This window comes from Butyrivibrio sp. (assembly GCF_024699075.1).
On sequence record NZ_JAILQF010000318.1, the window covers coordinates 1 to 26,201 of the forward strand.

The window sequence follows — 26,201 nt, forward strand, 5'->3', positions numbered from 1 at the left end:
GGTACTATCATTCAGCTTAGAATGAGCGATGTATCAATTTACAGCCGTATTACATCAGGCGTAAGACTTATAAAGCTTGATGACGGTGCAAGCGTTGTAAGTATCGCAAAGGTTCGTGAGAAGGTATCTGACGGAAGCGTCGAGTATGAGAACATGGACGATGCCATGGAAGATACAGGTGAAGAAATGCCTGTTTCATCCGATGATGACTACGAATCAGAAGATATCGAAGAAAACGACTATGACTCAGAAGACATCGAGGACAGCGAAGAAAACGAAGAAGAATCAGATGATTGAGGACATCAAAAACGATGAAGAGTCGTAAGATTTAGGATATCGAAAACGATGAAGAGTCGTAAGATTGAGGACATCGAAAAATGATGAAGAGTTATAAGATTTAGGGTATCGAAAAAAATGATAAAGAATCAGAGGATTGATTCTTAAGATAAGGTCCCATGATATATGCAGCGCATATATCATGGGGCTTTTTTTTAGATTAAGGTGGCGGAAAAAGGATTGGGCTTGATCAGACAAGATATAAGTCATGTCCAGGCAAGGTCTTCCCACGAAAATGAGGAAAACAAGGGTTTTCGTAGGAAAAAAATCAAGAAATAAGGCATTTTCAGGAATAACTTTCCCACGAAAAAGGTGCAAACAAGGGTTTTCGTAGGAAAAAAATCAAGAAATAAGGCATTTTCGGGCAAGGTCTTCCCACGAAAAAGAGGAAAACAGAGGTTTTCGTAGGAAAAAAATCAGGAATTAAGGTATTTTCAGGCAAGGCCTTCCTACGAAAAAGAGGAAAACAGGGGTTTTCGTAGGAAAAAAATCAAGAAATAAGGCATTTTCAGGCAAGGTCTTCCCACGAAAATGAGGAAAACAAGGGTTTTCGTAGGAAAAAAATCAAGAAATAAGGCATTTTCAGGAATAACTTTCCCACGAAAGAGGTGTAAACAAGGGTTTTCGTAGGAAAAAAATCAAGAAATAAGGCATTTTCGGGCAAGGTCTTCCCACGAAAAAGAGGAAAACAGGGGTTTTCGTGGGAAAAAAATCAAGAAATAAGGCATTTTCAGGCAAAGTCTTCCCACGAAAAAGAGGAAAACAAGGGTTTTCGTGGGAAAAAAATCAGGAATTAAAGTATTTTCAGGCAAGGTCTTCCCACGAAAGAGGTGTAAACAAGGGTTTTCGTAGGAAAAAAATCAAGAAATAAGGCATTTTCAGGAATAACTTTCCCACGAAAAAGGTGCAAACAAGGGTTTTCGTAGGAAGAAAAGCATATTTTAATTGCGAAGTTTAAATTAAGTAAATAAAGATGGCTGTCAGGCCGATATATATTTGTAGAATGCGATTAGAAATAAAATTAGTAGCTGTCTTCTATTAACCTCACTCTTTATAAAGGAGTAAAGCCATGCTCAGAATAGGTCTGTTAGTATCCGATTTAAAAAATGAAGAAATATGTGAATTCTGTGCCGGTGCGATCCGTGCTGCGGAAAAGGAAGGCGTACTTCTTACTATAATGCCGGGAGGGCGCTTTTGGTCTGATGAGCAGAAGAAAAATGATAATGAAAGTTTTGACTATCAGCAAAATTTAGTATTTGAATATATCAGCAGTGATAATTTTGATGGGCTATTAATAGACATAGAGACAATAGGTCAGGACATATCAGATTATGACAAAGAAAAATTCCTCGGCCAGTTCATTTCTGAAAAAATCCCGTATCTTGTTTTATCTGATTTTGGAACATATAAAACTATAAACAATCCCTGGCTTAAGCATGATAGAAAGCAGGGTTATCAAGCAGTTCTTGATATTGAACATTATATTAAGATGGGTGAACTTCCTCTCCCATCCGATGATCTGTGCGTTCCGCCTATTGAAATAACGGCTGCTGATTCCATGAAGCAGCTGGGAATCATAACAGAAAGGATACTTCTTACTTCAAGTGAAGGCGTAGATATTTTCAAAAAGATCATAAATATTCTGGCGCTTGGTGGTATCAAAGATGCAGTAATTCTCATGTATGGAGATGGTATACGTAATACGCCCAAAGAGCCGTGGATCATGCCTGAGAGAATGCTTGTTAAGGGGCTTCTTAGGGATGGCAAGAATGTTGAGCTTCCAAAGGGCACAATCGTAGATACCATGAATACCATAGATGAATCTACAGAGGAAGCTACAAATCCGGGTGGTTGGCTTGTCAGAACGCTTTTTTACAATGAAAACCAGAATGGAATAATTGCGATCAAGATAAATACTAACTTTATGATCCCGAATTTCGAGAATCTTATGTTTGAAGTTATAAGGTTCGCGATCAATGATGCCTACAAAGATTACCTTCTAAAGACTGTATCAGAAGAGATCATGGCGCTTCAGGAAGAGGTTGAAAGGAGCGATACGATCCTCGACCGTCTTGGCGAGCGCGATTTCATGACTGGTGAGTATAACAGAAGGGGCTTTTTTACTAAAGCTTATGATTATATGCAAAAAGAATATGTCGATGGAACCTACGCTCTCATCTCCTACGTCGATCTTGATACGATAAGGATCATCAATGATCTGTATGGAAGGCAGGAAGGTAATCTTGCTGTGAAAAGAACTGCAGTTGTACTTCACAATGTATTCGGCGAGCAGGCAGTCATTGGCAGGATAAGGGGTAACGAATTTGCAGTAATGCTGATAACGGACAAAAAGGATAAAATCGATAATCTCAGGGCATCGATGCAGCAGCAGAATGCAAGGCTTATGGCCGAGCAGGATAAGCCTTATACAATTCATCTTATGTTCGTGATAAGTCAGTTCGAATACAGTAAGGGCTACAGACTTGAAGACATGATCAAGGAAACGGACCAAAGCCTTAAGAACATGAAGAATATGATATAGACAAGAATTAAGACATGAGCTAAAGCAAGATCTAAGGCATGAGCTAAGACAAGATCTAAGGCATGAGCTAAGACAAGATCTAAGGCATGAGTTAAGACAAGATTTAAGGTATGAGTCAAGGCATGATTTAAGCCTGCTTGTATGATGATAATAATGCAACAAACACAAGATGAAATTAATATACGGTGTAGCGAATTTAATCATTTGAAATAAAATAGCAAATTTGATTGACTTTTATTATTCTAGAATTTATACTTTATTTCATTAAAGCAAAAATAATTAGCTAAACCGTTGAACAGGACGAGTAAGTGTGGATGTTGTTTGCAGAGAGCTGTCGGTTGGTGTGAGACAGTAATGACGAAATACCGAATGGACCTGTGAGGGCAGCCTGAAAGGGACTTCCGAGTAGGTGCTGACGGGAACCTGAACCGTTATCAGCCAGGCAGATATGTTGTTCGAGACGATACAAAGTATCTGAAAAGAGTGGGTATGTGACATAAAGATCACACGCCAAAATGGGTGGTACCGCAGAAGCGATGAATGTATATTCAAAGCCTTTGTCCCAGTTAAAGTAACTGAGGCAGAGGCTTTTTTTATTACAGGTATAAGAATCTGATCAAAAGCTAATGCTTCAAAATTTCTTACCGCCATACTAGAAGGCTTATATAAAGCGGACTGTATGAGCACATTATTAACATCATCAAAACGGAGGAAAAGAAATGATTAGAGAAGCAATCGCACAGGTAGTAGCAGGTAAAGATCTTGACGAGCAGACAGCAAAAGCTGCAATGAGTGAGATGTTCGATGGAACAGCAACCGCGGCACAGATAGCAGCATTCATTACAGCACTTCGCATGAAGGGTGAAACAGTAACTGAGATAACAGCGTGTGCCAATGTAATGAGAGAAAAAGGAATCAGGGTTCAGCCAAGCACAGAAGTTATGGAGATCGTAGGTACAGGTGGAGATCTTGTTGGAACCTTCAATATATCTACTACTTCTGCTTTCGTAATTGCGGCAGCAGGTGTGCCTGTAGCTAAGCACGGCAACAGAAGTGTATCTTCAAAGTCAGGTGCAGCAGATGTCCTTGAAAAGCTTGGAGCAACAATAACACTTGAGCCTGATCAGATGATGAAGGTTCTTGATGAAGCAGGAATATGCTTCCTCTTCGCACAGAAGTACCACTCTTCCATGAAATATGCAGCACCTGTTCGTAAGGAGCTTGGTATCAGAACAATATTCAACATCCTTGGACCTCTTACCAATCCGGCAGCAGCCAAGATGCAGGTAATGGGTGTATATGATCAAAAGCTTGTTGAGCCGCTTGCACAGGTTCTTTCAAATCTTGGAGTTACAAGAGGCGTTGTAGTTTGCGGAAGCGACGGAATTGATGAAGTAACACTTACAGGTCCTACAACAGTATGTGAGATCCGTGAAGGCAATCTTCACACATACGAGCTTTCACCAGAAGTATTCGGTCTTAAGCTTTGCAAGCTTGAAGATCTCATCGGTGGAACACCTGAAGAAAACGCACAGATCACACGCGATATCCTTTCAGGCAAGGAACAGGGACCTAAGAGAAATGATGTAATACTTAATGCAGCTCTTGCAATCTATCTTGGAATAGATGGAATCTCCATGGCAGATGCAGTAACTAAGGCAAGAGAGACCATAGATTCAGGCAAAGCCCTTGAAACACTTAACAAGTTTGTAGAGGCAACAAACAAATATGCAGAGTAAAGCGCAGCTCAAACTACAGAAATAACGATGATCATGCAGAGTAAAGTGCAGCTCAAACTACAAAGACAACGATGATCATGCAAATTAAAGTGCAGATCAAACTACAAAGACAACGATAATCATGCAGAATAAAGCGCAGCTCAAACTACAGAAATAACAATGATTATGCAGTAAATCGCACAACATAAGTTACGGAGACAGGTATGATACTTGATGATCTTGTAGCTGCTACCAAGAAGCGTCTGGCAGCAGAAATGAATATAATAACTAGAGAACAGATGAAAGAAAAGGCCCTTGAAATCAGAAGGCTTGAAATAGCAAAAAGCGCTAAGGACGCAGGCGCAGCCGGAGATTTCAGATTTCAGAAGGCTCTTGAAGGCCCGGGTATTCATTTTATCTGTGAGGTAAAAAAAGCATCTCCGTCCAAGGGAGTTATAGCAGAGAACTTCCCATATACAGATATAGCCAGAGAATATGAAAGGATAGGCGCTGATGCAATTTCAGTACTGACAGAACCTGACTATTTCAAAGGTAATATAAATTATATAAAAGATATACTGGAAGCGGGAGTTACTACTCCCCTTCTACGTAAGGATTTTACAATAGATGAATATATGATATATCAGGCCAAAGTATATGGAGCATCTGCTATACTCTTAATATGTGCCATACTTGATGACAACGATCTTAGAGCTTTTCATGAACTTGCGACATCACTTGGTCTATCTGTAATAGTTGAAGCCCATGATGAGGAAGAAGTATTAAGAGCCCTTAAGATTGGAGCACAGATCATAGGAGTCAATAACAGGAATTTAAAAGACTTTACTGTTGACCTTGGCAATAGCATAAGACTCAGAAGTCTGGTCCCATCTGACAAGATATTTGTAGCAGAAAGCGGCATAAAGACTGAAGAAGATATGGTAAAACTTAAGGAAGCCGGTGTTAATGCAGTACTTATCGGAGAGACAATGATGCGCTCAAATGATAAGACAGGAATGATACAAAGGCTTAAAAATGTAGACAGGAAATGATTCAAAGTCTTAAAGAAGTAGACAAAATGATATAGAGGCTTAAAGGAAAAGACTGGAATGTTACAATCCTTAAAGGAATATAAATAGCAATCAAAAGAAATATAAGAGGACAAGCTATGGTTAAGATTAAAATCTGCGGACTTATGACCAAAGAAGACTGCGTAATAATGAACGGGTTCAAGCCGGATTACTGCGGACTTGTTTTTGCAAAGACAAGACATTATCTGACAGATCAGATGGCTGGGGAGCTTAGAAATACACTGGATATCTCAATTCCCACTGTCGGAGTATTTGTAGATGATGACATGGATCACATTGTAGAATTGTATAACAGTGCCATAATCCAGATAATCCAGCTGCACGGACACGAAGATGCAGAATATATAAGACAGCTAAGGGACAAGATCGCAGCATCCAGACCTGACAAGAAAAGGCACTATGATGAATTCGGTCAGGGCGCTCCTATAATGAAAGCCATAAGAGTCAAGGATGGATCTGAATTTGAAGACGCTGAAAATCTTCCTGTAGATATGCTTCTTTTAGATAACTATAAAGAGAATCTCCCGGGAGGAACCGGAACAAGATTTGATCTGTCAATGATACCAAAGCTAAATAAACCGTATTTTCTTGCAGGGGGGCTTTCTGCTGATAACATTACGCAGGCACTTGCCCAGTCAAGACCATATGCAGTTGATGTATCAACATCTGTAGAAACCGATGGACACAAGGACTGGAAGAAAGTTGAAAAGCTGATGAGGGTTATGGAAGCCTACAGACCGCAATCACAGTTTGTATAAACTTAAAGACCGCAATCACAGTTTGTATAAACTTAAATACTGAAATCACAACTTGTGTAAATTTACAGGCAATAGTCACAGCTTGTGTAAGCTATGCAATCAATATATTAAGAAAGGAATTAACTAATATGGAAACAAAAGGCAGGTTCGGACAATTTGGTGGCCAGTACGTTCCTGAGACACTCATGAATGCAATCAATGAGCTGGAAGAAGCCTATAACAAATATAAGGATGACCCGCAGTTCAATGCAGAACTTACAGATCTGTTAAATAACTACGCAGGACGTCCCTCTCTTTTATATGAAGCCAAGAAGATGACACAGGATCTTGGTGGAGCCAAGATCTACCTTAAGCGTGAAGACCTTAATCACACAGGTGCACATAAGATCAACAACGTACTTGGACAGTGTCTTCTTGCAAAGCGCATGGGCAAGACAAGGGTCATAGCAGAGACAGGTGCAGGTCAGCACGGCGTTGCTACTGCTACTGTTGCAGCACTGATGGGACTTGAATGTGAGATATTCATGGGCAAGCTCGATACAGAAAGACAGGCCCTTAACGTATACAGAATGAAACTCCTTGGAGCCAAAGTCAATGCTGTTGAATCAGGAACAGGAACTTTAAAGGACGCAGTTAACGCAGCAATGAAGGAATGGAGCACACGCGTAGCGGATACTCACTATGTTCTGGGTTCAGTTATGGGACCATATCCATTCCCGACCATCGTTCGTGATTTTCAGGCAGTCATCTCCAAAGAGATAAAGGCTCAGATGTTGGAAAAAGAGGGAAGGCTTCCCGATGCGGTTCTTGCCTGCGTAGGTGGAGGATCAAATGCTATCGGAGCTTTCTATGATTTCATCGAAGATAAAGAAGTAGAGCTTATAGGCTGTGAGGCAGCAGGTGAAGGTGCTGATACAGAAAGAACAGCAGCTACAATGGCTACAGGTAAGCTCGGAATCTTCCATGGAATGAAGTCACTTTTTTGCCAGAATGATGATGGACAGATCGCACCGGTATATTCAATCTCAGCGGGTCTCGATTATCCCGGAGTTGGCCCGGAGCACGCATATCTTGCAGATATAGGAAGAGCTAAATACGTTGCAATTACTGATGAAGAGGCTGTTCAGGCATTTGAATATCTCTCAAGAACAGAAGGAATCATCCCTGCAATAGAGAGCTCACATGCAGTTGCTTATGCCATGAAGCTTGCACCTACCATGAGCAAGGACAAGATCATGGTCATCAACCTTTCAGGACGCGGAGACAAGGACGTTGCAGCAATTGCACGTTATCGCGGCGAGAATCTTCAGGATTAAGGGAGGACTAAAATGTCAGAGATTAAGATAGCAGATGCCTTCAAGAATGGTAAGGCATTTATTCCATTTATAACAGGCGGCGACCCCGACCTTGATACAACCAAAAAGCTTATAATAGCACTTCAGGATGCAGGAAGCGATCTTATAGAAATCGGAATCCCATTCTCAGATCCCATCGCAGAAGGCCCTGTAATTCAGGAAGCAGATGAAAGAGCCCTTGCTGCAGGCGTTACAACAGATAAGCTTTTCGATATGTTAAAAGAGCTGCATGAAGAAGGAAGCGTTAAAGTTCCTATGGTATTTTTGACATATGCAAATGCTATTTTTGCTTATGGAAAAGAGAAATTCATGAAGCGCTGCGTTGAAAGCGGAATGCTGGGCGTAATAGTACCGGACATCCCTTATGAAGAAAAGGCAGAATTCGAAGACGTTGCAGATAAATATGGAATATCTATGATCTCCCTTATAGCACCAACATCAGAGGGAAGGATCAAGATGATAGCCAAGGATGCAAAGGGCTTCCTATACGTTGTATCATCACTTGGTGTTACAGGCGTAAGAGAAGAATTCTCAACAGACATAGCAGATATGGTAGCTGCAGTAAGAGAAGTATCTGACATACCTACTGCTGTCGGCTTTGGAATATCCACACCCAAGCAGGCGCAGGAAATGGCAGCAAAGTCAGACGGTGCAATAGTTGGATCAGCAATCGTTAAGATCGTAGGTCAATACGGCAAGGACTGCGTTCCTTATGTATCAGACTTTGTAAAGCAGCTTAAGGAAGGCGTAAACGACTGCCTTTAGTTGATGGTGAGTTTACATGATTTTGGTTAAATTTGTGCAGTTCGCGAAATAAAACTGTTAATTCGTCAAAAAAACACAACACATGTTAAATCTATATGCTATAATCTCAATAGCAATTATTTATAAAATATAAATATTGGAAGTTTTAATTTCAGGAGGAAGAACTAATGGCAAATTTCTTTGAAAAACTCGGGGACAGCATTTCAAAAGGAGCAGCAACAGTTAACCAGAAGGCTAATGACCTTATGGAGACCAACAAACTCAATCAGGATATCAAGGCTGCACAGCAGCAGAAAGAAGCAGATATCGTAAAGCTTGGTCAGCTGTTATACAACTATAAAAAGAATCCTGGCAGTGCAGAACCGGATTATGATGCAGTAATCGCTGATATGGACAGCATCGATGAAAAGATTGATTCACTCAACAAGCAGCTTCAGGATCTTCGTAACGAGCAGATCTGCCCTAACTGTGGAAGCGCTGTAGCAAAGGGAACAGCATTTTGCCCTAATTGTGGAAGCAAGATGCCTGTACCTCAGATCCAGCCTGTAAATCCATGCCCAAGCTGTGGTAAGGAGAACACACCTGGAGATAAGTTCTGTCAGTATTGTGGAACACCACTTAATCAGGAAGCACCTGCAGCAGAGGCACCAGCAGCTGAAGCTCCTGTAGAAGAAGCAGCACCTGTACATATGTGCCCACAGTGCGGAACACCTTATAACGAAGGCGAGAAGTTCTGCCAGAACTGCGGACACACACTTTGATCGATCAAAGATATTAAAATAAGACATAGAAAATCCATGGTGATTCGTCACCATGGATTTTTTTGCCCAAGATATTCAAATTGTAAGGAAAATCAAGCATTTATATGTGCGAAGTTTGAACTGGTTAAAACGCCACATCATACAGGAACATGTCGTTATCTTCGTAGTACTTGACCAGTTCGTTCTCTATCTTATCTACGTATTCGTGCATGGATTCAAACAGTGCATCTACAGTATCTTCAGTAACCCTGCACTCTCCCGCTGCCATCTGCTCTTCCATATAATGATTGATCTCAGAAGTAAAGTGAAGAGTATCCATATAGTTGTTAAGGTTGGAAGTTATCTCTTCATTATCCTTAAAATAGTAAACTTCAACATTGTCATATTGTAAGAGAGCCTTTATAGCCATCTTTTCATTATACAGATAAGCATCCGAGTCGCCGGATCTGTAAGCGCTGTCCCAGAAGAGGATCGAATAAGCCGGGAAGAAGAACTTGAAGTTCGTATCCGGATGATTCTCAACCTCAGTAGTAAGAAGATTTATGTTAGCTGTAAGATTATCTATGTACGCATCCTCTTTTTTCATCTCAGATATAGTAGATGATCTTGCATAATGGCTGAGCATGGCCTCTTCGGAGAATACCTTACCCTCTTCCCAGTTATAGGACAGATTGTCGTCATAACCTGCAAACAGAGACTGTACCAGCATATAAGGAATCTTTTTGAAAAGAACATCCTTGTTCCAAAGATATGTATAGTCATTGAAAGGATTTTTATCATAAAGGTATGTAGGCGATCCGGTTGTCTCATAGGTAGGCTCAGGAGATGCCGACAGAGAAGTCGTATCTATTGAATAAAAGACATATTCAGGATCATGCTCTTCAAAGGCAACATCCAAAAGGTAGCAAAGATCGGCAGTTGCGCCATAAGAACGGATAGCCTTTATGACAGTATCGCAGCCAAAATCCTCTTCATACCAGCTGTTGTTATTGTTCTCTGCAACAGAGGATCCGACAATAAGTCCCTGGTAATCAAAATTTCTAAGAGTGCCAACGCACTGATACTCCTTATCAGTAAGAACAGGAGTCATACCAAAGATAGGACCATGGTAATGATAGAAAGGATCGAATATGACAACGACAAGAGCACATACTAAAAGAAGTGCAATAATGCCGATAAGTATTTTTTGGATAAACATCTTAGGTGTATTCATAAATTCCTCACCAAATGATATTTGTGATCAGTTACTACAGTCAGAACTTAAAGTATATATAAGTCTGAACACTGAACAGTTGTGATCTTTTAGTAGATCAGAAAGTAAAATAAATAAAAGTCTGAACGTTGGACAGTGACAATATTGAAAGTACTGCCAGTATTGAAAGCATCACGATCTGACTCTTTTTAAAGGTACTGCTGTCTGCTATCTCTCTGGCATTAGGCCTTGTCATAAGATAAAGAGAAAATGCAAGGATGATAATCATAAGCACCAGATAGTAAATATTAAGCATTGAAGGGGCAAGAAGCTGCAAAGCCTCTTCTACCACGTACAATTCAGATAAAGTCAGGTTTGAAGCTGTTCTGTACAAAAATCCCGGGAAAGTAAAGAAGGACAACTTCCCTATCATAACCCCTGCGATATTAAGGCTTGGCGCCTGGAAGATAATAACGCTGAAGGAGAAAAAGAGGAAAGTCAGTACAACTCTAACCTTGGCAGGAAGGATCTTTTTCTTATGGAAATGATCAAAAATAACAAGGACGCCATTAACAAGGCCCCATACAACATAGTTCCAGCCAGCCCCATGCCAAAGCCCGGAAATAAAGAATATAAGAAGAATGTTAAAAACAGTTCTTACTACTCCTACCCTGCTTCCGCCAAGAGGAAAATAAACATATCTTGTAAGGAATCTTGAAAGTGTTATGTGCCATCGCTGCCACAGCTCCTGCACACTTGAAGCCTTAAAGGGCGAATTGAAGTTCAAAGGAAGTTCAATACCAAGCATCCTTGAAATACCATCCGCCATGTCGCAGTATCCGGAGAAGTCAAAATAAATATTAAGAGCCGTAGCGATACCGGCGATCACAACACATAAAGTATCAAGGTAATAGGCCTGAGTGTAGGTGTAAGTGACAATAAGCGAAATAGTATCCGCCATCAGGACCTTCTTGGAAAGACCTATGATAAAAAGAATAATACCCCGGGCATATCTGTCAGAGTCAAATTTGAGCTTATCGATATCCCTTGTCTGATCGATGATCTCTTTAGGGAAGGCGATAGGACCCTGCATGATCTTGGGGAAGTACAGAATATAGAAGGCATAACTCAAAAAGTCATAATGCTCGATATCGCCCCTGTATCTGTCTATTACAAATGCAATCTGGGAAAAGGTGTAAAAGCTTATACCAACAGGAAGCAAAATAGCCGTAAAAGTCAGATCCGTCTTAAAAGCGGCATTTATATTTTCCACAAGAAAATCCGTATATTTGAAGTAGCCAAGAACCGCGACATGGAACACTACCGCGATAAAGGTGATAAGCTTTGACAGACTCTTTTTGATCTTAATAATATAGGAAAAAAGATATGTCACAGCCATGGAAATACCTATTATAAGAAGATACTTCCAGTTGAACATACCATAAAGCACCGCACTCATTACAGTAATAAAGAGTATAGCAAGTCGCCTGTGTCCCAGATTGAGCAACAGGTTCCATCCTGCAAGAAGCAGTGGCAAAAATATGAAGATAAACCCAAATGAATTAAAAACCATGAATCTATACTATCACAAACATTAAAGGATTAAAAATGATTATTTTTGAGATAAAGAGGACAAAAAATGACTATATTTTTATCCTAAAATATTTTAGAATAACCTTAACGTTATACAATAAGCAGTTTTTGGAAAGACTGGGAGGTTCAAATGAGTAAAGAAGTTAAAAAGGCAACACTTTTTGTCGACAGGAACATTGAAGTCGGCGAAGTTGATAAGAGAATCTATGGCTCTTTTATCGAGCATCTCGGACGCGCTGTATATGAGGGAATATACCAGCCGGGTAACAAGTTCGCTGATAAAGACGGACTTCGTGAAGATACAATTAAACTTATCAAAGAGATCGGAGTGCCGATCGTAAGATATCCGGGTGGAAACTTCGTATCTGATTTTCACTGGGAAGACAGCGTAGGACCAGTAGATCAGCGTCCTCACCGCATCGAGCCTGCATGGGGTGTAGTTGAGACCAACGAGTTCGGACTTCACGAATTCATGAACTGGTCCAAGAAGGCCGGAACAGAGACAATGTATGCAATAAACCTTGGTACACGTGGAATCGAAGATGCCAAGAATGTTATTGAATATTGTAATATCAAGAAGAATACCCTGTATTCTGATATGCGTCGCAAAAATGGAGCTGAGGAGCCATTCGATATCAAGTTATGGTGCCTTGGTAACGAGATGGACGGACCATGGCAGATGGGCCACAAGACAGCTTACGAGTACGGACGTATTGCCAATGAAGCAGGTAAGCTCATGAAGTGGATCGATCCTTCTATTGAACTTGTAGCATGCGGAAGCTCAAATATGGGTATGCCTACATTTGGCAAGTGGGAAGCAACAGTACTTGAAGAGAGCTACGATACAATCGATTATCTCTCACTTCATACATATTATGGCAACCAGGATAACAACACACCTGATTTCCTGGCATCTTCTGTTAACATGGACAATTTCATCAGTGCCGTTGTATCTGTATGTGATTATGTAAAGGCTATAAAGAAGTCCAAAAAGAAGATCAACCTTTCATTTGACGAGTGGAATGTATGGTATCACTCCAACGAGCAGGACAAGAAGCTTGAGAAGTGGATCGAGCATCCTCATCAGCTTGAAGATATCTACAACTTTGAAGATGCACTCCTTGTAGGAAGTATGCTCATCACTCTCCTGCGCCATGCTGACAGAGTTAAGATCGCATGTCTTGCACAGCTTGTAAACGTAATAGCACCAATCATGACATCAGACACAGGAGCATGGAAGCAGACAATCTTCTATCCTTACATGCATGCAAGTAACTATGGAAGAGGTACAGTTCTTACATCTGTAGTAAAGACTCCTACATATGAATCCAAGCACGGCGATGCACCTTATATTGACAGTGTTGTTGTAAAGGATGAGGAGAACGAGACAGTTACTATCTTCGCTGTTAACAAGGATCTTGAGAATGATTTCGAGCTTAGTGCAGATCTTCGTCAGTTCGCTGATTATAAGGTCAAGGAGCATATCATGCTCACACATGAAGATCTTAAGGCTATTAATACAGAAGAGAATCCTGATAATGTAGCTCCTGTATCCTATAATGGTACAAAGTTCGATAACGGAGCACTTACAAGCCTTCTTCCTGCAAGAAGCTGGAACGTTATCAGATTATGTAAGTGAAAGAAATATATAGTCTGATGAAAATTGTTTTGCAACGAAAAAACGTACACCCATGGAAACAAAAAAGGTAAAATATTTGAAGTTTAAGGGAATTCAAAATTCCTAACGGCAGTATATACGGAGAACAGGGATGTTCGAATATTCGTTAATTCTCATAAATGTATTGACGAAAAAGAAACAATAATATATTATTATTCAAGATTTAATTTAGTATTTTTATGGGCAAACGCTTTTCGGTGACGGGCGGACGCAAAGCTGTAAATCTTGATAAGTAAGTAATCGAAGTTTTTTGGTGTAACCAATTTTAGTAACAGGAATTACAAATAGTAACAAGATGGTTTAGCTGCAAAGATGGATCTTTGCAGCTTTTTTTGTGCCTGAAAGCCGAGTGACATATAAATATCACTTGGAAGCGGATGCTTATAGAGAGGGTTATTCAAGGAGGATAAAAAAGTGTTTCATAGTAAAAAAGGTAACTTGTTTATGAGAGTTACAGCTCTTCTTACTGCATGCTTTATAGTAATTGGCATGAGTAAGATACAGTCACTTGCAGAAACCGGGGGAGATCAAGGGACTGACGAACCTACAATATCTGAAAATATTGATTCTAATAATGATGAAGGCGGTGATACTACTCCAAATAATGCCGATGCCGGAGGATTACTGGAAGATAGCAATCCGGAGACAAATTCATTATCAGATAATGCAGACACAGATTCTACAATTGATGCAGGAACAGAAGGTTCGACAGGATCATCATCTGCAGATGGATCATCAGAAGCAGCATCTTCAGCATCAGCAGAAAACTCATCAGATGTATCAAATTCAGCATCAACAGAAAGCTCATCAAATGAAGCATCAACAGCATCAACAGAGAGCTCATCAGATGCAGCATCTACAGCATCAACAGATGATAAGCCAAGGGTACTTAGTTCTAAAAGAGAATTAGCCAATTTATCCTTAAATATATCTGAGGTTGAGCTTAAATATGCTAATGGCGCTAAAGAGGGTGATGATTACAGATATGATAAAGACAGCGTATTAAGAACCAGAGATGCTGTTACTATATCTGCACATGTATGGTATCAGGGAGATAAAAAAGTAAGTTCTGATCAGGCTTCGACCGCAGCTTCATCAACTACAGAGACAGTAACATATGATGCAGTAAAAGATGTTACAGTCACAATCACATATATTGATCTAACAAGCAATACACAAAAGTCATGCACTATGGAGCATACTGGAAATGGATATTATACATATACATTCCCAGATGAAGTGGGTGCTTATCAGGTAGTATCAATAACAGCAGAAGATCAAAAAGATCATAGTGATTCATACAATAGTGATGATGCAACTACAGAAGATGGTCAAAAGGTATTCTACAAAATCTCTGTAGAACAGAATTATTATAACAGTGGTAATGAAGAAAGCACTACTGTTAACTATGTTACAAATTATAATCGTATTCTGTCAGCAGGTAATAATAAAACATCTGCTTATAGTGATGACCCATGGATATCACTTCAGGGCGTTGATGATCCAGAGGTTTCTTTGACTATAGAATTTACTTCATATGTTTCAATTATTTCTGATACAGACGAAATAAATATTTCTCTTATCCAGATTGATGAGGATGGTAATGAAGTTGACGGAGAAGAAATAAAAGGAGATGTTGATACCACATACAGATGTCTAAAGACAACATTTACAGTAACATTTAATCTTCCAAATGATAAAGACCAGTATGGAATATATAAACTTTCATCTGAGGGTGACCGTTTTGTAAACTGCGTAGTTAACGGAATAAATAATAAGACTGATTCAGAAGGAAGAAACGGCTACTATTATGTAAAGATCGATAGCACAAGCCCTGTTGCTCAGAATATAAAGGTTAATTATGAAAGCGATGATGGAGTAACAGGAGAATACAGTTTTGGCGGATCAGAAGAGAAGATTGTATATTCTACAGCCGGCCTTACACTTAAAATAGATACGTCAGAAAGCTATGATCCTCCAATATCTACAGGTTCTGAGGATTCAGAAGAAAACGAAGAAGTAGCTGCATCAGGAATAGTAAAACTTTCATACGTATTATATAACGATGAGTATCCACTTGATGGTGATGGTATGCCATGTGAAGTGGCTATTACTGACGGCGATACAGATGAATGTGAAGATATCCGTATTGATCTTCCTGGCATAAGCAATAATGAAGGACCTGTATATATAGCTAATGTAAAGCTTATAGACGCAGCCGGTAATGTAACTCTTGTTAATGAAGGCAAGGTTGAACCGGTAAGTTATGTAATAGACAACGTAAAGCCTGTTATAAACTTCACTGAGCTTGATGGCGAGAGTCTTTCAGAAGGATACGCCACAGATCTTGCAAGTACAACATATTTCTACAACCACGATGTTACAGGTAAGCTTGCTGTAACAGAAAGATATATAAAAGAAGTAAAGCTCAGCGAGAAGTCAGGATATATGAAAGCTTCTCTCTCACAGCCTGATGAAGTTAATAATGAGCTTGGAGCAGTTACAGAATATACATTTTCAAGTACAGGAGACGGTGATTACTTCTTTAGCGCAGATGCTGAAGATATGAGCGGTAACGCAGCAGATACTGTTGATGGACCTTATTTTGTAGTAGATACAATCGCACCTGTGATCACTGTAACTTATACATCAGGCGGATCAAGCGTTACTCCTCAGGGCAAGGATCAGAGCTACTATAATGAAACTGTTATAGTAAGTCTCAAGATTGAAGATAAGCATCTTCTGCAGGATGGCATAGAGGCTGTAATAACAGGAACCAAGGCAGATGGAACAAGCGTAAATATTCCTGTTTCTACATGGACCAATAGTGAAGGCTCAGACATATGGACAGCAGAAGTTGAGCTTACAGAAGACGGCGAATATGCGCTTACTGCAAAGGCAACTGATAGAGCTCAAAACGTATCTGATACATATACAGGTAAAGGATTCACTATTGACCGCACTACACCTGTTGTAACAATTACTTTTGATAATAACTCTCCAATGAATGAGATTTATTACAATGCATCAAGAACAGCTACTATCACTGTTAAGGACTATACTTTTGACAGCAGCAAATGTGAGCTCAATATTAATGCACCTGATAACGCTCCTTCTGAAGGAGACTGGAACACAAGCGGCGATCAGACATATGTAAAGACAGTTTCTTTTAACAATGACGGACGATACGACTTTACATTTAAGACAACTGATAAGGCAGGCAATGAGTCTGAGACATATACAATAAGCCTGTTCATAATTGACACTACAGCACCGGTAGTTACAGTAACCTATGACAATGATGATGTAAGGAACGGATTCTATTACAATGCATCAAGAACAGCAACTATTCAGATTGATGAAAAGTCTTTTGATGAAAGTCTTGTAGTAATAGATATCCAGCCATCAGACAATGATGTGGCTATGTCTGCACTTCCAAAGAATGCAGCGTTTAAAGCGAATGCAAGTAAGGATGTGTATACTTCTTCAATGTCTTTTGACACAGATGGTAAATATGGATACACGATCACAGTAACTGACCTTGCAGGCAATAAATCCGAGATATATACAAGTGATATATTCGTTATTGATATGACAGCGCCTGATATAACATTTAGCGGAGTTGAGAACTATTCTGCTAATAACTCAGAAGTTGCTCCAGTCCTTATCTATAAGGATGTTAACATTGATCAGAGCGCATCAGTTGTTACATTAACAGGAGCTAATCACGGCGAAGTCTCTCAGGACAATGTTCAGACTGTAACAACAGACACTGTAACCATCTCTTATAGCGACTTTGCTTATAACAAAGAGACAGATGATCTGTATACACTTAGCGTTAGTATCACAGATATGGCAGGTAATGTAACAGAAGACGAACTTGTATTCTCTGTTAATAGATATGGTTCTGTATATGTCATAAGTCAAAGCACACAGGAGCTTACTGACAAGTACTACACCAATGAGCCTGTAGAAGTAAGCATTACAGAGATCAACGTAGACAGCCTGACTTATAAAGAGGTTTCAGTAGACAGAGACGGAGACAGTGAAGTACTCCGCGAAGGAAGAGACTACACAGTAACTACTGAAGGTGATGATAAGTCATGGAAGTCAATGACCTATACACTTAATGAAGACAACTTCAAAAAAGACGGCAACTATTCCGTAATGGTATATTCCAAGGATAGAGCTACCAATACTCAGGATAACCGTTCTGCGGAAAAAGAGATCGAGTTTGCAGTTGATACTACAGCACCTTCCGTAGTAACTTCCGGCATTAAGGAAGAAGGAGTATACGAGGAAGAGGAACATGATTTCATCATAAATGTAACCGACAACATGGGAATCGAAAGCCTTGTAGTATATACAGGACAGAGTGAACTTAGTGAGCTGGTTTCATTTACAGGAGAAGATATTGATAATAATGGTGGAAACTTAACAGTAACCATTCCCGGACTGGAAGAAAGACAGAATGTAATGATCCTCACAACAGACGTTGCAGGTAATCAGTCAGAGCTTGATTATAACAATATTCTGGTAGCTTCAAATGCTAAGGAGTTAATAGAAGATGAAAAAGCTCCACTAATTAAAGAAATAGATTCTGTTGTACCTAATCCAAAGCCGGATCCATTTAAGGTATGGGCAGCAGTAGCAGGAGGATTTATAGGAGTTTCCGGTACATCAGCAGCAGGTATATATCTGTATCGTAAGAAAAAACTACCTAAGACAAAAGAATAAAAATCAGTAAAAACAAAGAGTTGACTGTTCAACTCTTTGTTTTTTTGTACTATCATATAAAGGATTGTGTTTAAATTTGCAACGAAAACCCCGGGTATTGACCATGGGAGCATGTCAGATAACAGCAGATAAAGAAAGGCAGAAAGATGAGATATTTATTCGACGGAGGATGGAAATTCCTTGAAACTGATCTTGGTACCTCATATGAAGATATTCAAAAATTAAAAGGAAACTTTAAGAAAGTTGAGATACCTCATGACTATCTTATATATGACAGTACAGACCTTTATAGAGATGGTATGGGATGGTATTCCAAGGATTTTGAATATGATCAGGAATCTTCAAAAAGATGTTTTATCACTTTCGAAGGAGTATACATGGACAGCGAAGTCTATGTGAACGGACAAAGTGCATGGATATGGAAGTATGGCTATTCTTCTTTTACCTTCGAAATAACACAGTATCTGGTCACAGGAACCAATAATATAACTGTATCAACAAGATATCAAAACCCCAACACAAGGTGGTACTCGGGTGCCGGTATATACAGAGATGTATGGCTCAATATTACTGGTGAAACCTGTCTTGCTAATGATGGAGTTTATATATCATCAAGACCGCAGGGAGATGACTTCGTCCTTAGAGTAGAGTCAGAAGTATGCGGAACAAGAGCACAGGAAGCGGTGATAAAAGCGGTCATTGACGGCGTATCGTATGAACAGCTGGAAACCGGTGATAATTGCACTCTTACAGATGCTCCTGACTGCGATTACAAAGACCTTGAAAGCGGAATTAAAAGATACAGATATATAAACGAATATCTGGTTAAGGCTCCAAAGACATGGGATCCTGAAGATCCTAATCTTTATAACATAAAAGTCGAGCTCGTTCTTGATGGCCAGGTACAGGATGAATATAGGGCAAGAACTGGATTTAGATGCATCGAACTTGATCCGAACAGAGGATTTATCATAAATGGCAATAATATTAAATTAAATGGTGTATGTGAACATCATGATCTGGGAGCTTTGGGAAGTGCCTATAATTCAAAAGCAATGAGAAGAAAGCTGATCATGCTCAAGAAAATGGGTGTTAATGCCCTTCGCGGAACCCACAACATGGTAGCATGTGACGTTCTTGATCTTCTTGATGAGATGGGCTTTATATTCATATCAGAAGCATTTGATATGTGGAGAAAACCAAAGACAACATATGACTACGCAAGATTTTTTGACGAATATCATAAAAAAGATGTGGCAAGCTGGGTTCGCCGCGACAGAAACCATGCATGTGTCGCATTCTTTAGTATAGGTAATGAAATTTATGATACCCATGCAGATGATGACGGACAAAGGATCACCAAAGAACTCTCTGACCTTGTCCGCAAATATGATCATAACTGCAATGCATATCCTACTATCGGATCTAACTACATGCCCTGGGAGAATGCAAGAAAGTGCGCAGATATACTGAAGATTGCAGGATATAACTATGCTGAGAAGTATTATGAAGAGCACCATAAGGCTCACCCTGACTGGGTTATCTACGGAAGTGAGACATCTTCAATAGTTCAGAGCAGGGGCATATATCATTTCCCGGCATCAGCAAGTGTTCTCTCTGATGATGATGAGCAGTGTTCAAGCCTTGGTAACAGCCAGACAAGCTGGGGTGCCAAAAGTATAGAAAGCTGTATCAGAGTAGACAGAGACACACCATATTCAATGGGGCAGTTCCTGTGGACAGGTTATGACTATATAGGTGAGCCAACTCCATATCATACCAAGAACTCATACTTTGGTCAGATAGATACGGCGGGATTTGCCAAAGATGCTTATTATGAGTGGCAGGCTGCATGGACAGACTACAAAAAGGCTCCAATGATCCATATATGCCCTTCCTACTGGGACTTCAATGAAGGTCAGACTATAGATCTTAAGATAGTATCTAACGCACCGAAGGCAGAGCTGTACATAAATGGCCAGAACATGGGCAGCTGCGAGTTATCCAATAAGCCCGGGTCAGGAAGCAGGATAGAATGGAATCTTCAGGTCCCATATACAAAAGGTATAGTTGAAGCCAGGGCTCTTGATGAAGATGGTAATGTATGTGCAAGTGATGTTATAAGAAGCTTTGAAGATGCAGTAAAGCTCGAACTTAAGCCGTCATATGGCAACAATTTTATAGATCCTTTGGAAAAAGAAATAAAGCTTATTGCTAATACAAGAGACCTTGCCTTTATAGAAATATCTGCCCTTGATAAAAATGGCGTTCAGGTATTAAATGCTCAGAACAGAGTAAATGTAAAAGTTACAGGAGCAGGAAGACTGGTAGGACTTGATAATGGCGACAGCTCTGATCTTGACAGCTATAAGGGAATAAGCAGAAGGCTCTTTGGAGGCAAGCTTCTTGCGATCATAGAAGCTACTGATAAAGAAGGCGATATAAGTATCGCTGTACAAAGCAGAGGTCTTGAAGAAGCCACACTTACACTTAAGAGCGTAGGTGATAATGAAAAAGGTACAAGGTATGTAGTCAGAGACAATTCTGATAATTATGATACTCAAAGTATAGTGTGCTACGAGCCTCTTGAAGTAACACAGGCAAGTGGTGATACAGAAATAGTCCTGGGACAAAAGGATGAAATCCCTGTAAGGAAGATTGAACTTATAAATGAAAAAGGCAGCAGCCTTTTTGATCAGGATCAAAAAGAAATAAAAGTCTGCGCAAAAATATTGCCGGATAACGCCAGCTATAAAGATATAACCTTCCAGGTAGTAACAGAATTTGGAGTAAGATCCAATCTGGCAGACCTTGAAGTATCCGGTAATGAAGCAGTTATAAAAGCCAAGGGAGATGGAAGATTCTATCTAAGAGCACTTTCTGATAACGGAAGTGGAAAGACAAGGATCATCTCATATATGGATTTTGAAGCTAAAGGACTTGGAGCAGCATTCCTTGACCCATACAGCTTTGTAGCAGGAAGCCTGTATGAAAGCTTTGAAGGAGAAGTCGGCAATGGTAATGACAAAGGCGTTGCAACTGCAAGAGGCCAGCGAACCCTTGTCACATACGATAAGCTTGACTTCGGAAAAGATAGCGCTGATGAGATCACTATACCTGTATTCTCGCTTGATGGAGGAGCTAACAGGATCCAAATATTGTCAGATGGAGAAGTGCTTGCCGATGAAATCTATGATAAGCCGCCTATGTGGAATGTATATCAGGAAGTCACCTGGAAGCTTAAAAAGCCGCTTACAGGAGTATGCAATCTGAGCTTTGAAACCTGGGACAAGCTCCATCTAAAGGGCTTTGAATTCAAAAAGAATAAGAGAGCATTTGAAAGCCTTCTTGCCATAGATGCTGATGAAATCTATGGTGATACCTATACCAAAGGAAAAGATATGGTAGCCGGAATAGGCAATAATGTATCTCTGGTATATAAGGACATGAATTTTGGTGATGAAAAGCCATCCAAAGTAACAATCTGCGGAAGAGCCAGAGATGAAAGAAATACTATCCATATCCTATTCGACGGGGATGGCATCAACACAAGAGAAATACTGGAAGTTGAGCCTTCAGATGATATCACAGAGTATACTTTTGATATAAGCAGAATAGAAGGTGACGGTACTATTACTTTCGTATTCCTTCCGGGAAGTAACTTCGACATGAAGAGCTTCAGATTTGAAAGATAAAAAAGAAATATTATGATGTAGATGTCAAAATTATGTTTTGCAGCGCCAATTAGCATAACCTGTTAATGGCGCTGTTTTTGCGTATATAGAAATCTAAAATTTTAACAAAAATTTATCAGGTTTTTTGGATAAAATTCAAAGAAAAATTGCATTGTACACAATGCATATGCAGTTCGTCGCATATTTTTGTCGTTTCGTCGGAAAATCACCCACAAGAGTAAAAAAATATGTATAATAGCGAAAGCATTTGAGAGAAAAAATTCAGAGATATTTATATATACTGTAACAAGTTCAAGGAGCGGGAAATGAGCAAGTCTATATGTAAAAGAATTATTGCAGGAATTATGACAGTCTTAGTAAGTAGCATGATCATGATGTCACCTGTGCAGGCGACAAGTGCTGAAGGCTTTAGTAGTTCTGAAAGTGATTCTTCTGTACAAGAAAGCACGGCTACTGTAGAAGAGTCATCAGTAGAATCTATGGCTGCAAGTTCCTTAGAGGCTACGGATACACAAGCTTCAACAACTGATGACAGCGATGTAAGTAATGATTCAGGCACTGGTAGCAGTCTTGAGGATGAAGAAATAGATCTTTCGGCACCAATGACCGAAAATGTTGCAGATGCAACCAAAGGAATAGTACAGGTTAATAGTATATATACAGATGATGCTGGCAAAGAGCATATCATACTTGGATGTACAGGATTTCTGATAGGAAATACTGAGGATGGTGAATATGTTATTACTACAAACAGTGTCGTAGCACCAACAAAGCCAACAAGAGATGATGCATTTGCTACCATTGGTGTAGATGAAGAAGAGGATGAATGGGACAAGATAGACTTGAAAGCCCAGGTAGTTGTACAAGGCGATATAACAATAGAAGCAACTGTAGTTACAAGAAGCCCTGAGCTAAATATTGCAATACTAAAACTTTCACAGCCGCTGTATAACAGAACCCCACTTACAATTCTTACATCTGATGAAATTGAAAGCCAAAAGCCTTATAAAGCGACAGAAACAGTATATGCGCTGGGCTTCCCGTTTGCAGTAAGGTATGACAGAAATACCGTAATGTATGATCAGGATGATGTAACAATGTCATCGGGAAGTATAGCTAATAACAAAACCTATAATGATATTCATGTTGTAGAGCATGATTGTCTTATAACCGGTAATAACTGTGGAGGACCACTCCTTAACGAAAAAGGTTATGTAATAGGAATAAATGAGCAGAAGAAAGATGGAAGATACTACTGCTCAGTTGACAGTGCAGAACTTGTCATAATACTTGATGCTCTTGGAATCACATATAGTAAGATTACAACGACTGATCTTATAGAGCAGGAAGAAGCAGAAAATGCAGCGATGGAGGCATCTGCAGCGGCAGAAGCATCAAGGCAGGCAGCAGCAAATAAAGCAAGTACCGTGACAACAGAAAAAGTGATAATCAATCAGGAAATACCTAAATGGATATATATAGCAATGATCGGACTTGGCGTAGGAATAGTCCTTGTTATTATTGTACTTCTGGTAATGATATTGAACAAAAATAAGGAAAAGAAGCCAAAAGTCCCCAAAGAGAAGAAAAACAAAAAGCCTAAAGAAGAAATTCCTGATGGTGCAGGAAGATATAATAATCTTCCTGAAAAAAAGAAAGCAGTAATTCCTAACGCAGATCAGATTGTGAAGGGAACACCAAATGTAGCAGCACAAGGAATGACAGGTTCATCAGATACATCAATTCTTGGTGGCGGAGACAGTAATGCTACGACAGTACTTGGAAGTGCAACACCTCAAAGTAAGCGATTCACATATTATGGTAATCTGCTAAGACGTAAGAATGGTGAGAATCATGTTATAGACAAGACCAAATATACAATTGGTAAAGACAGTCTTCATGTTGATCTGTGTATCAAAGATAATAGTGCGATCAGCAGACAGCATGCAGTCATAGAAGCCAGAGACGGAGTAATATACATTACTGACTTAGGTTCTACTAACGGAACATTTCTAAATGGAAAGCGATTAGCTCAGGGGCAGGCTAATGAGATCCATTATGGAGACACCATCCTGATCGCAGATGAGGAATTTGGCTATAGAAAGTGATCATATACAAATAATAAAAATGATATATTTGCCGTAAATACGTGCATTTATATAAATAAGAAAAGTAAAAGTTTAAAAGGAGGAACTAAAAATGGCAGAAACTAGCGGATATGTAGGAATGAACGTCTCAGATGTTGAGACTCAAGTAACTTCACTTGAAACTGTCGCAGGTAACATGGATGAGCTTGTAACAAGTGTATCAGGATTACAGGGACCACTGGAAGAAAACTGGCAGGGTATCGAAGCAACAGCAGCTACAGATTATCTTAATAACTTAGCTACAAAGATGGCTGATATGTCAGAAAATTTGAGAGCAATAAGCTCATGGGTTAAGACAACCAAGGAAGGCTATGAAGAAGCTGCCTCAGAAGGTGCGAAAGCATACGGCGGCGAAGGCTGATCAAAACAATGTTAGAAATAATACTAAAGAAAAGGAGATAACAAAATGAGTTACGGTTCAGACGCAATTCGCGCTAATACAGAAGAAGTATCATCTACAGGTAGTCAATTATCAACTTTTGCTGAGACTCTGCAAGGATACATCGACACAGCTAAGACAGTAGTAGATACAATTGTAGATGATACAGACGGAGCAGCATCAACAACACTTGATGATACCTTTTATGATCTTTATAACGATCTTAAACAGTACGTTGAGCAGCTTGAGATCCTTGGAAGCAATGTTCAGGTATCAGCTAGCAATATGGATACAATCGACCAGACAGCATCAAGTTCTCTTTCTTATTCATAAGAGTAATAGCTGTAATAATGTATTTACAAGCTGGTTAGAACTTACCCGGAATTGGTGTCACAGCCAATTTCGGGACTATAAATAATTATTATAAATGGAGGAAGATATGGGACGGAGTAGAGCAGAGATAGAAAGTGATATTAGCGCATGCGAAGCTAAGATAGAAGAACTGGAAGCGATATTAGAAAAGCTTAAGGCATATAAGGACCAGTTGGCAACAGATCATACAGACCTTAATGATAATGTCAAAACACCTGTCGATGAGTATGATTTTGAAGAAAATAACGATTGGGCGGGCTTTAATAAAAACAATACAGATATCAGACATGGAACAGCCAACAGTTATATTAGTTATTATGAGGGTGAAGTAACAGATCTTGAAGGCGATATTGCAAATGCTATTGAAGTTGTAAGTGAGATGATTGAAACAGAAAAAAATCGACTTACAGAACTTAATAATGAGCTTGATAACTGTGAGAGTGTAAATAGTACAACTACTACGTCCACTACTTCATAAATAAAATGGAAGCGTAGATATATAAAAACAATAAATTATATATTTATAGTATATAGTTACGATTTATAGGAGGATATAAGAATGCCGGATGGAGCAGGATCAACAGAACCAATCAAAATAGATGTAGATACTTATGAGACTATTGTAAGCGGAATAGAAGATACGGGAAAAGAAATCATTGATGAAACTGCAGATGCAGAGGAACCGGATTCTTATGCTGCAAGTAATGATGTGGTTCCGGATTACCAGGATTATGATGTGAGAGTAGTAGCTGTACTTAAAGATCTTGAAACAGAAGTAGCACAGCTGACAACGCTCATGACAGATATCAAGGAAGAATATCTTGAAATAGACTCAGAAGCAGATGAAGATCTTACACAAACGCATGATGAATGGACATCAGGTGCAAGTTCAGATAATTAAAGATATTGAATATTGAAAGGGAGAGACAATAAATGGCAACAGGAAACGGGGAAATCACATGGGATCTTGAAAAGCTGACAGAGTACTTTACAGCATGTCAGACAAAGTACAACACTTTTCTAGCCATGTCAGATACACTAATACTAAAACTTAAGGCATTTGTAGATGATGACACACATAC

At 39.5% G+C, this 26,201-nt stretch carries 18 protein-coding genes and 1 other annotated feature; of the genes, 16 read left to right on the forward strand and 2 right to left on the reverse strand.

Translation table 11 applies throughout. From position 1 onward, the window contains the following. From K6G87_RS12690 to K6G87_RS12725, 8 genes are all read left to right on the forward strand, one after another. Positions 1-297: DNA gyrase C-terminal beta-propeller domain-containing protein (locus K6G87_RS12690; protein ID WP_296837858.1), on the forward strand; the 297-nt coding region annotated here is incomplete at its 5' end. A 1,108-nt stretch (positions 298-1,405) separates the two neighbouring features. Then, positions 1,406-2,878 carry a GGDEF domain-containing protein gene (locus K6G87_RS12695; protein ID WP_296837860.1) on the forward strand — a complete coding sequence of 491 codons (1,473 nt, stop codon included), beginning with the start codon at positions 1,406-1,408 and terminating at the stop codon, positions 2,876-2,878. Between the two features lie 282 nt (positions 2,879-3,160). Further along, positions 3,161-3,446, forward strand: a binding site (T-box leader). Positions 3,447-3,597: 151 nt separating this feature from the next. Beyond that, positions 3,598-4,617, forward strand: a complete 1,020-nt coding sequence (gene trpD, locus K6G87_RS12700) for an anthranilate phosphoribosyltransferase (RefSeq protein WP_296837863.1) — start codon at positions 3,598-3,600, stop codon at positions 4,615-4,617. Positions 4,618-4,820: 203 nt separating this feature from the next. Continuing rightward, positions 4,821-5,648 carry an indole-3-glycerol phosphate synthase TrpC gene (trpC, locus tag K6G87_RS12705; protein ID WP_296837865.1) on the forward strand — a complete coding sequence of 276 codons (828 nt, stop codon included), beginning with the start codon at positions 4,821-4,823 and terminating at the stop codon, positions 5,646-5,648. 116 nt (positions 5,649-5,764) lie between these two features. Further along, complete coding sequence (locus tag K6G87_RS12710) at positions 5,765-6,445, forward strand: phosphoribosylanthranilate isomerase (protein WP_296837868.1); 681 nt, start codon at positions 5,765-5,767, stop codon at positions 6,443-6,445. 128 nt (positions 6,446-6,573) lie between these two features. After that, the gene (gene trpB / locus K6G87_RS12715; RefSeq protein WP_296837871.1) at positions 6,574-7,761 is read left to right on the forward strand and encodes a tryptophan synthase subunit beta; all 1,188 of its coding nucleotides are present in this window, start codon (positions 6,574-6,576) and stop codon (positions 7,759-7,761) included. A 12-nt stretch (positions 7,762-7,773) separates the two neighbouring features. Continuing rightward, positions 7,774-8,565, forward strand: a complete 792-nt coding sequence (gene trpA / locus K6G87_RS12720; RefSeq protein ID WP_296837873.1) for a tryptophan synthase subunit alpha — start codon at positions 7,774-7,776, stop codon at positions 8,563-8,565. Between the two features lie 167 nt (positions 8,566-8,732). Continuing rightward, positions 8,733-9,326: a double zinc ribbon domain-containing protein gene (locus K6G87_RS12725; protein ID WP_296837876.1), complete on the forward strand. Its 594-nt coding sequence runs from the start codon at positions 8,733-8,735 to the stop codon at positions 9,324-9,326. A gap of 124 nt (positions 9,327-9,450) precedes the next feature. Here K6G87_RS12725 and K6G87_RS12730 read toward each other — a convergent pair whose 3' ends face one another. Then, positions 9,451-10,539: an SGNH/GDSL hydrolase family protein gene (locus tag K6G87_RS12730; RefSeq protein WP_296837878.1), complete on the reverse strand. Its 1,089-nt coding sequence runs from the start codon at positions 10,537-10,539 to the stop codon at positions 9,451-9,453. 97 nt (positions 10,540-10,636) lie between these two features. Continuing rightward, entirely contained in the window at positions 10,637-12,025 is a 1,389-nt protein-coding gene (locus tag K6G87_RS12735; protein ID WP_296837881.1) for an MBOAT family O-acyltransferase, read from the reverse strand. 216 nt (positions 12,026-12,241) lie between these two features. Between K6G87_RS12735 and arfA the strand changes: the two genes are divergently transcribed. From arfA to K6G87_RS12775, 8 genes are all read left to right on the forward strand, one after another. Continuing rightward, positions 12,242-13,750: an arabinosylfuranosidase ArfA gene (gene arfA, locus K6G87_RS12740; protein WP_296837884.1), complete on the forward strand. Its 1,509-nt coding sequence runs from the start codon at positions 12,242-12,244 to the stop codon at positions 13,748-13,750. A gap of 453 nt (positions 13,751-14,203) precedes the next feature. Continuing rightward, positions 14,204-18,526 carry an Ig-like domain repeat protein gene (locus K6G87_RS12745; RefSeq protein ID WP_296837887.1) on the forward strand — a complete coding sequence of 1,441 codons (4,323 nt, stop codon included), beginning with the start codon at positions 14,204-14,206 and terminating at the stop codon, positions 18,524-18,526. A gap of 146 nt (positions 18,527-18,672) precedes the next feature. Next, positions 18,673-22,221, forward strand: coding sequence for a glycoside hydrolase family 2 TIM barrel-domain containing protein (locus K6G87_RS12750; protein WP_296837889.1), 3,549 nt, complete (start codon positions 18,673-18,675; stop codon positions 22,219-22,221). A 305-nt stretch (positions 22,222-22,526) separates the two neighbouring features. After that, positions 22,527-24,329, forward strand: coding sequence for a trypsin-like peptidase domain-containing protein (locus tag K6G87_RS12755; protein ID WP_296837892.1), 1,803 nt, complete (start codon positions 22,527-22,529; stop codon positions 24,327-24,329). Between the two features lie 91 nt (positions 24,330-24,420). Next, on the forward strand, positions 24,421-24,729 hold the full coding sequence (locus K6G87_RS12760; RefSeq protein WP_296837895.1) for a WXG100 family type VII secretion target: 309 nt from the start codon (positions 24,421-24,423) through the stop codon (positions 24,727-24,729). Between the two features lie 45 nt (positions 24,730-24,774). Continuing rightward, a complete protein-coding gene (locus K6G87_RS12765; RefSeq protein ID WP_296837898.1) occupies positions 24,775-25,080 on the forward strand; it encodes a WXG100 family type VII secretion target in 306 nt (101 codons plus the stop codon). Between the two features lie 106 nt (positions 25,081-25,186). After that, entirely contained in the window at positions 25,187-25,597 is a 411-nt protein-coding gene (locus tag K6G87_RS12770) for a YwqH-like family protein (RefSeq protein WP_296837900.1), read from the forward strand. 81 nt (positions 25,598-25,678) lie between these two features. Then, positions 25,679-26,020 carry a hypothetical protein gene (locus tag K6G87_RS12775; RefSeq protein ID WP_296837903.1) on the forward strand — a complete coding sequence of 114 codons (342 nt, stop codon included), beginning with the start codon at positions 25,679-25,681 and terminating at the stop codon, positions 26,018-26,020. Positions 26,021-26,201: the final 181 nt, after the last annotated feature.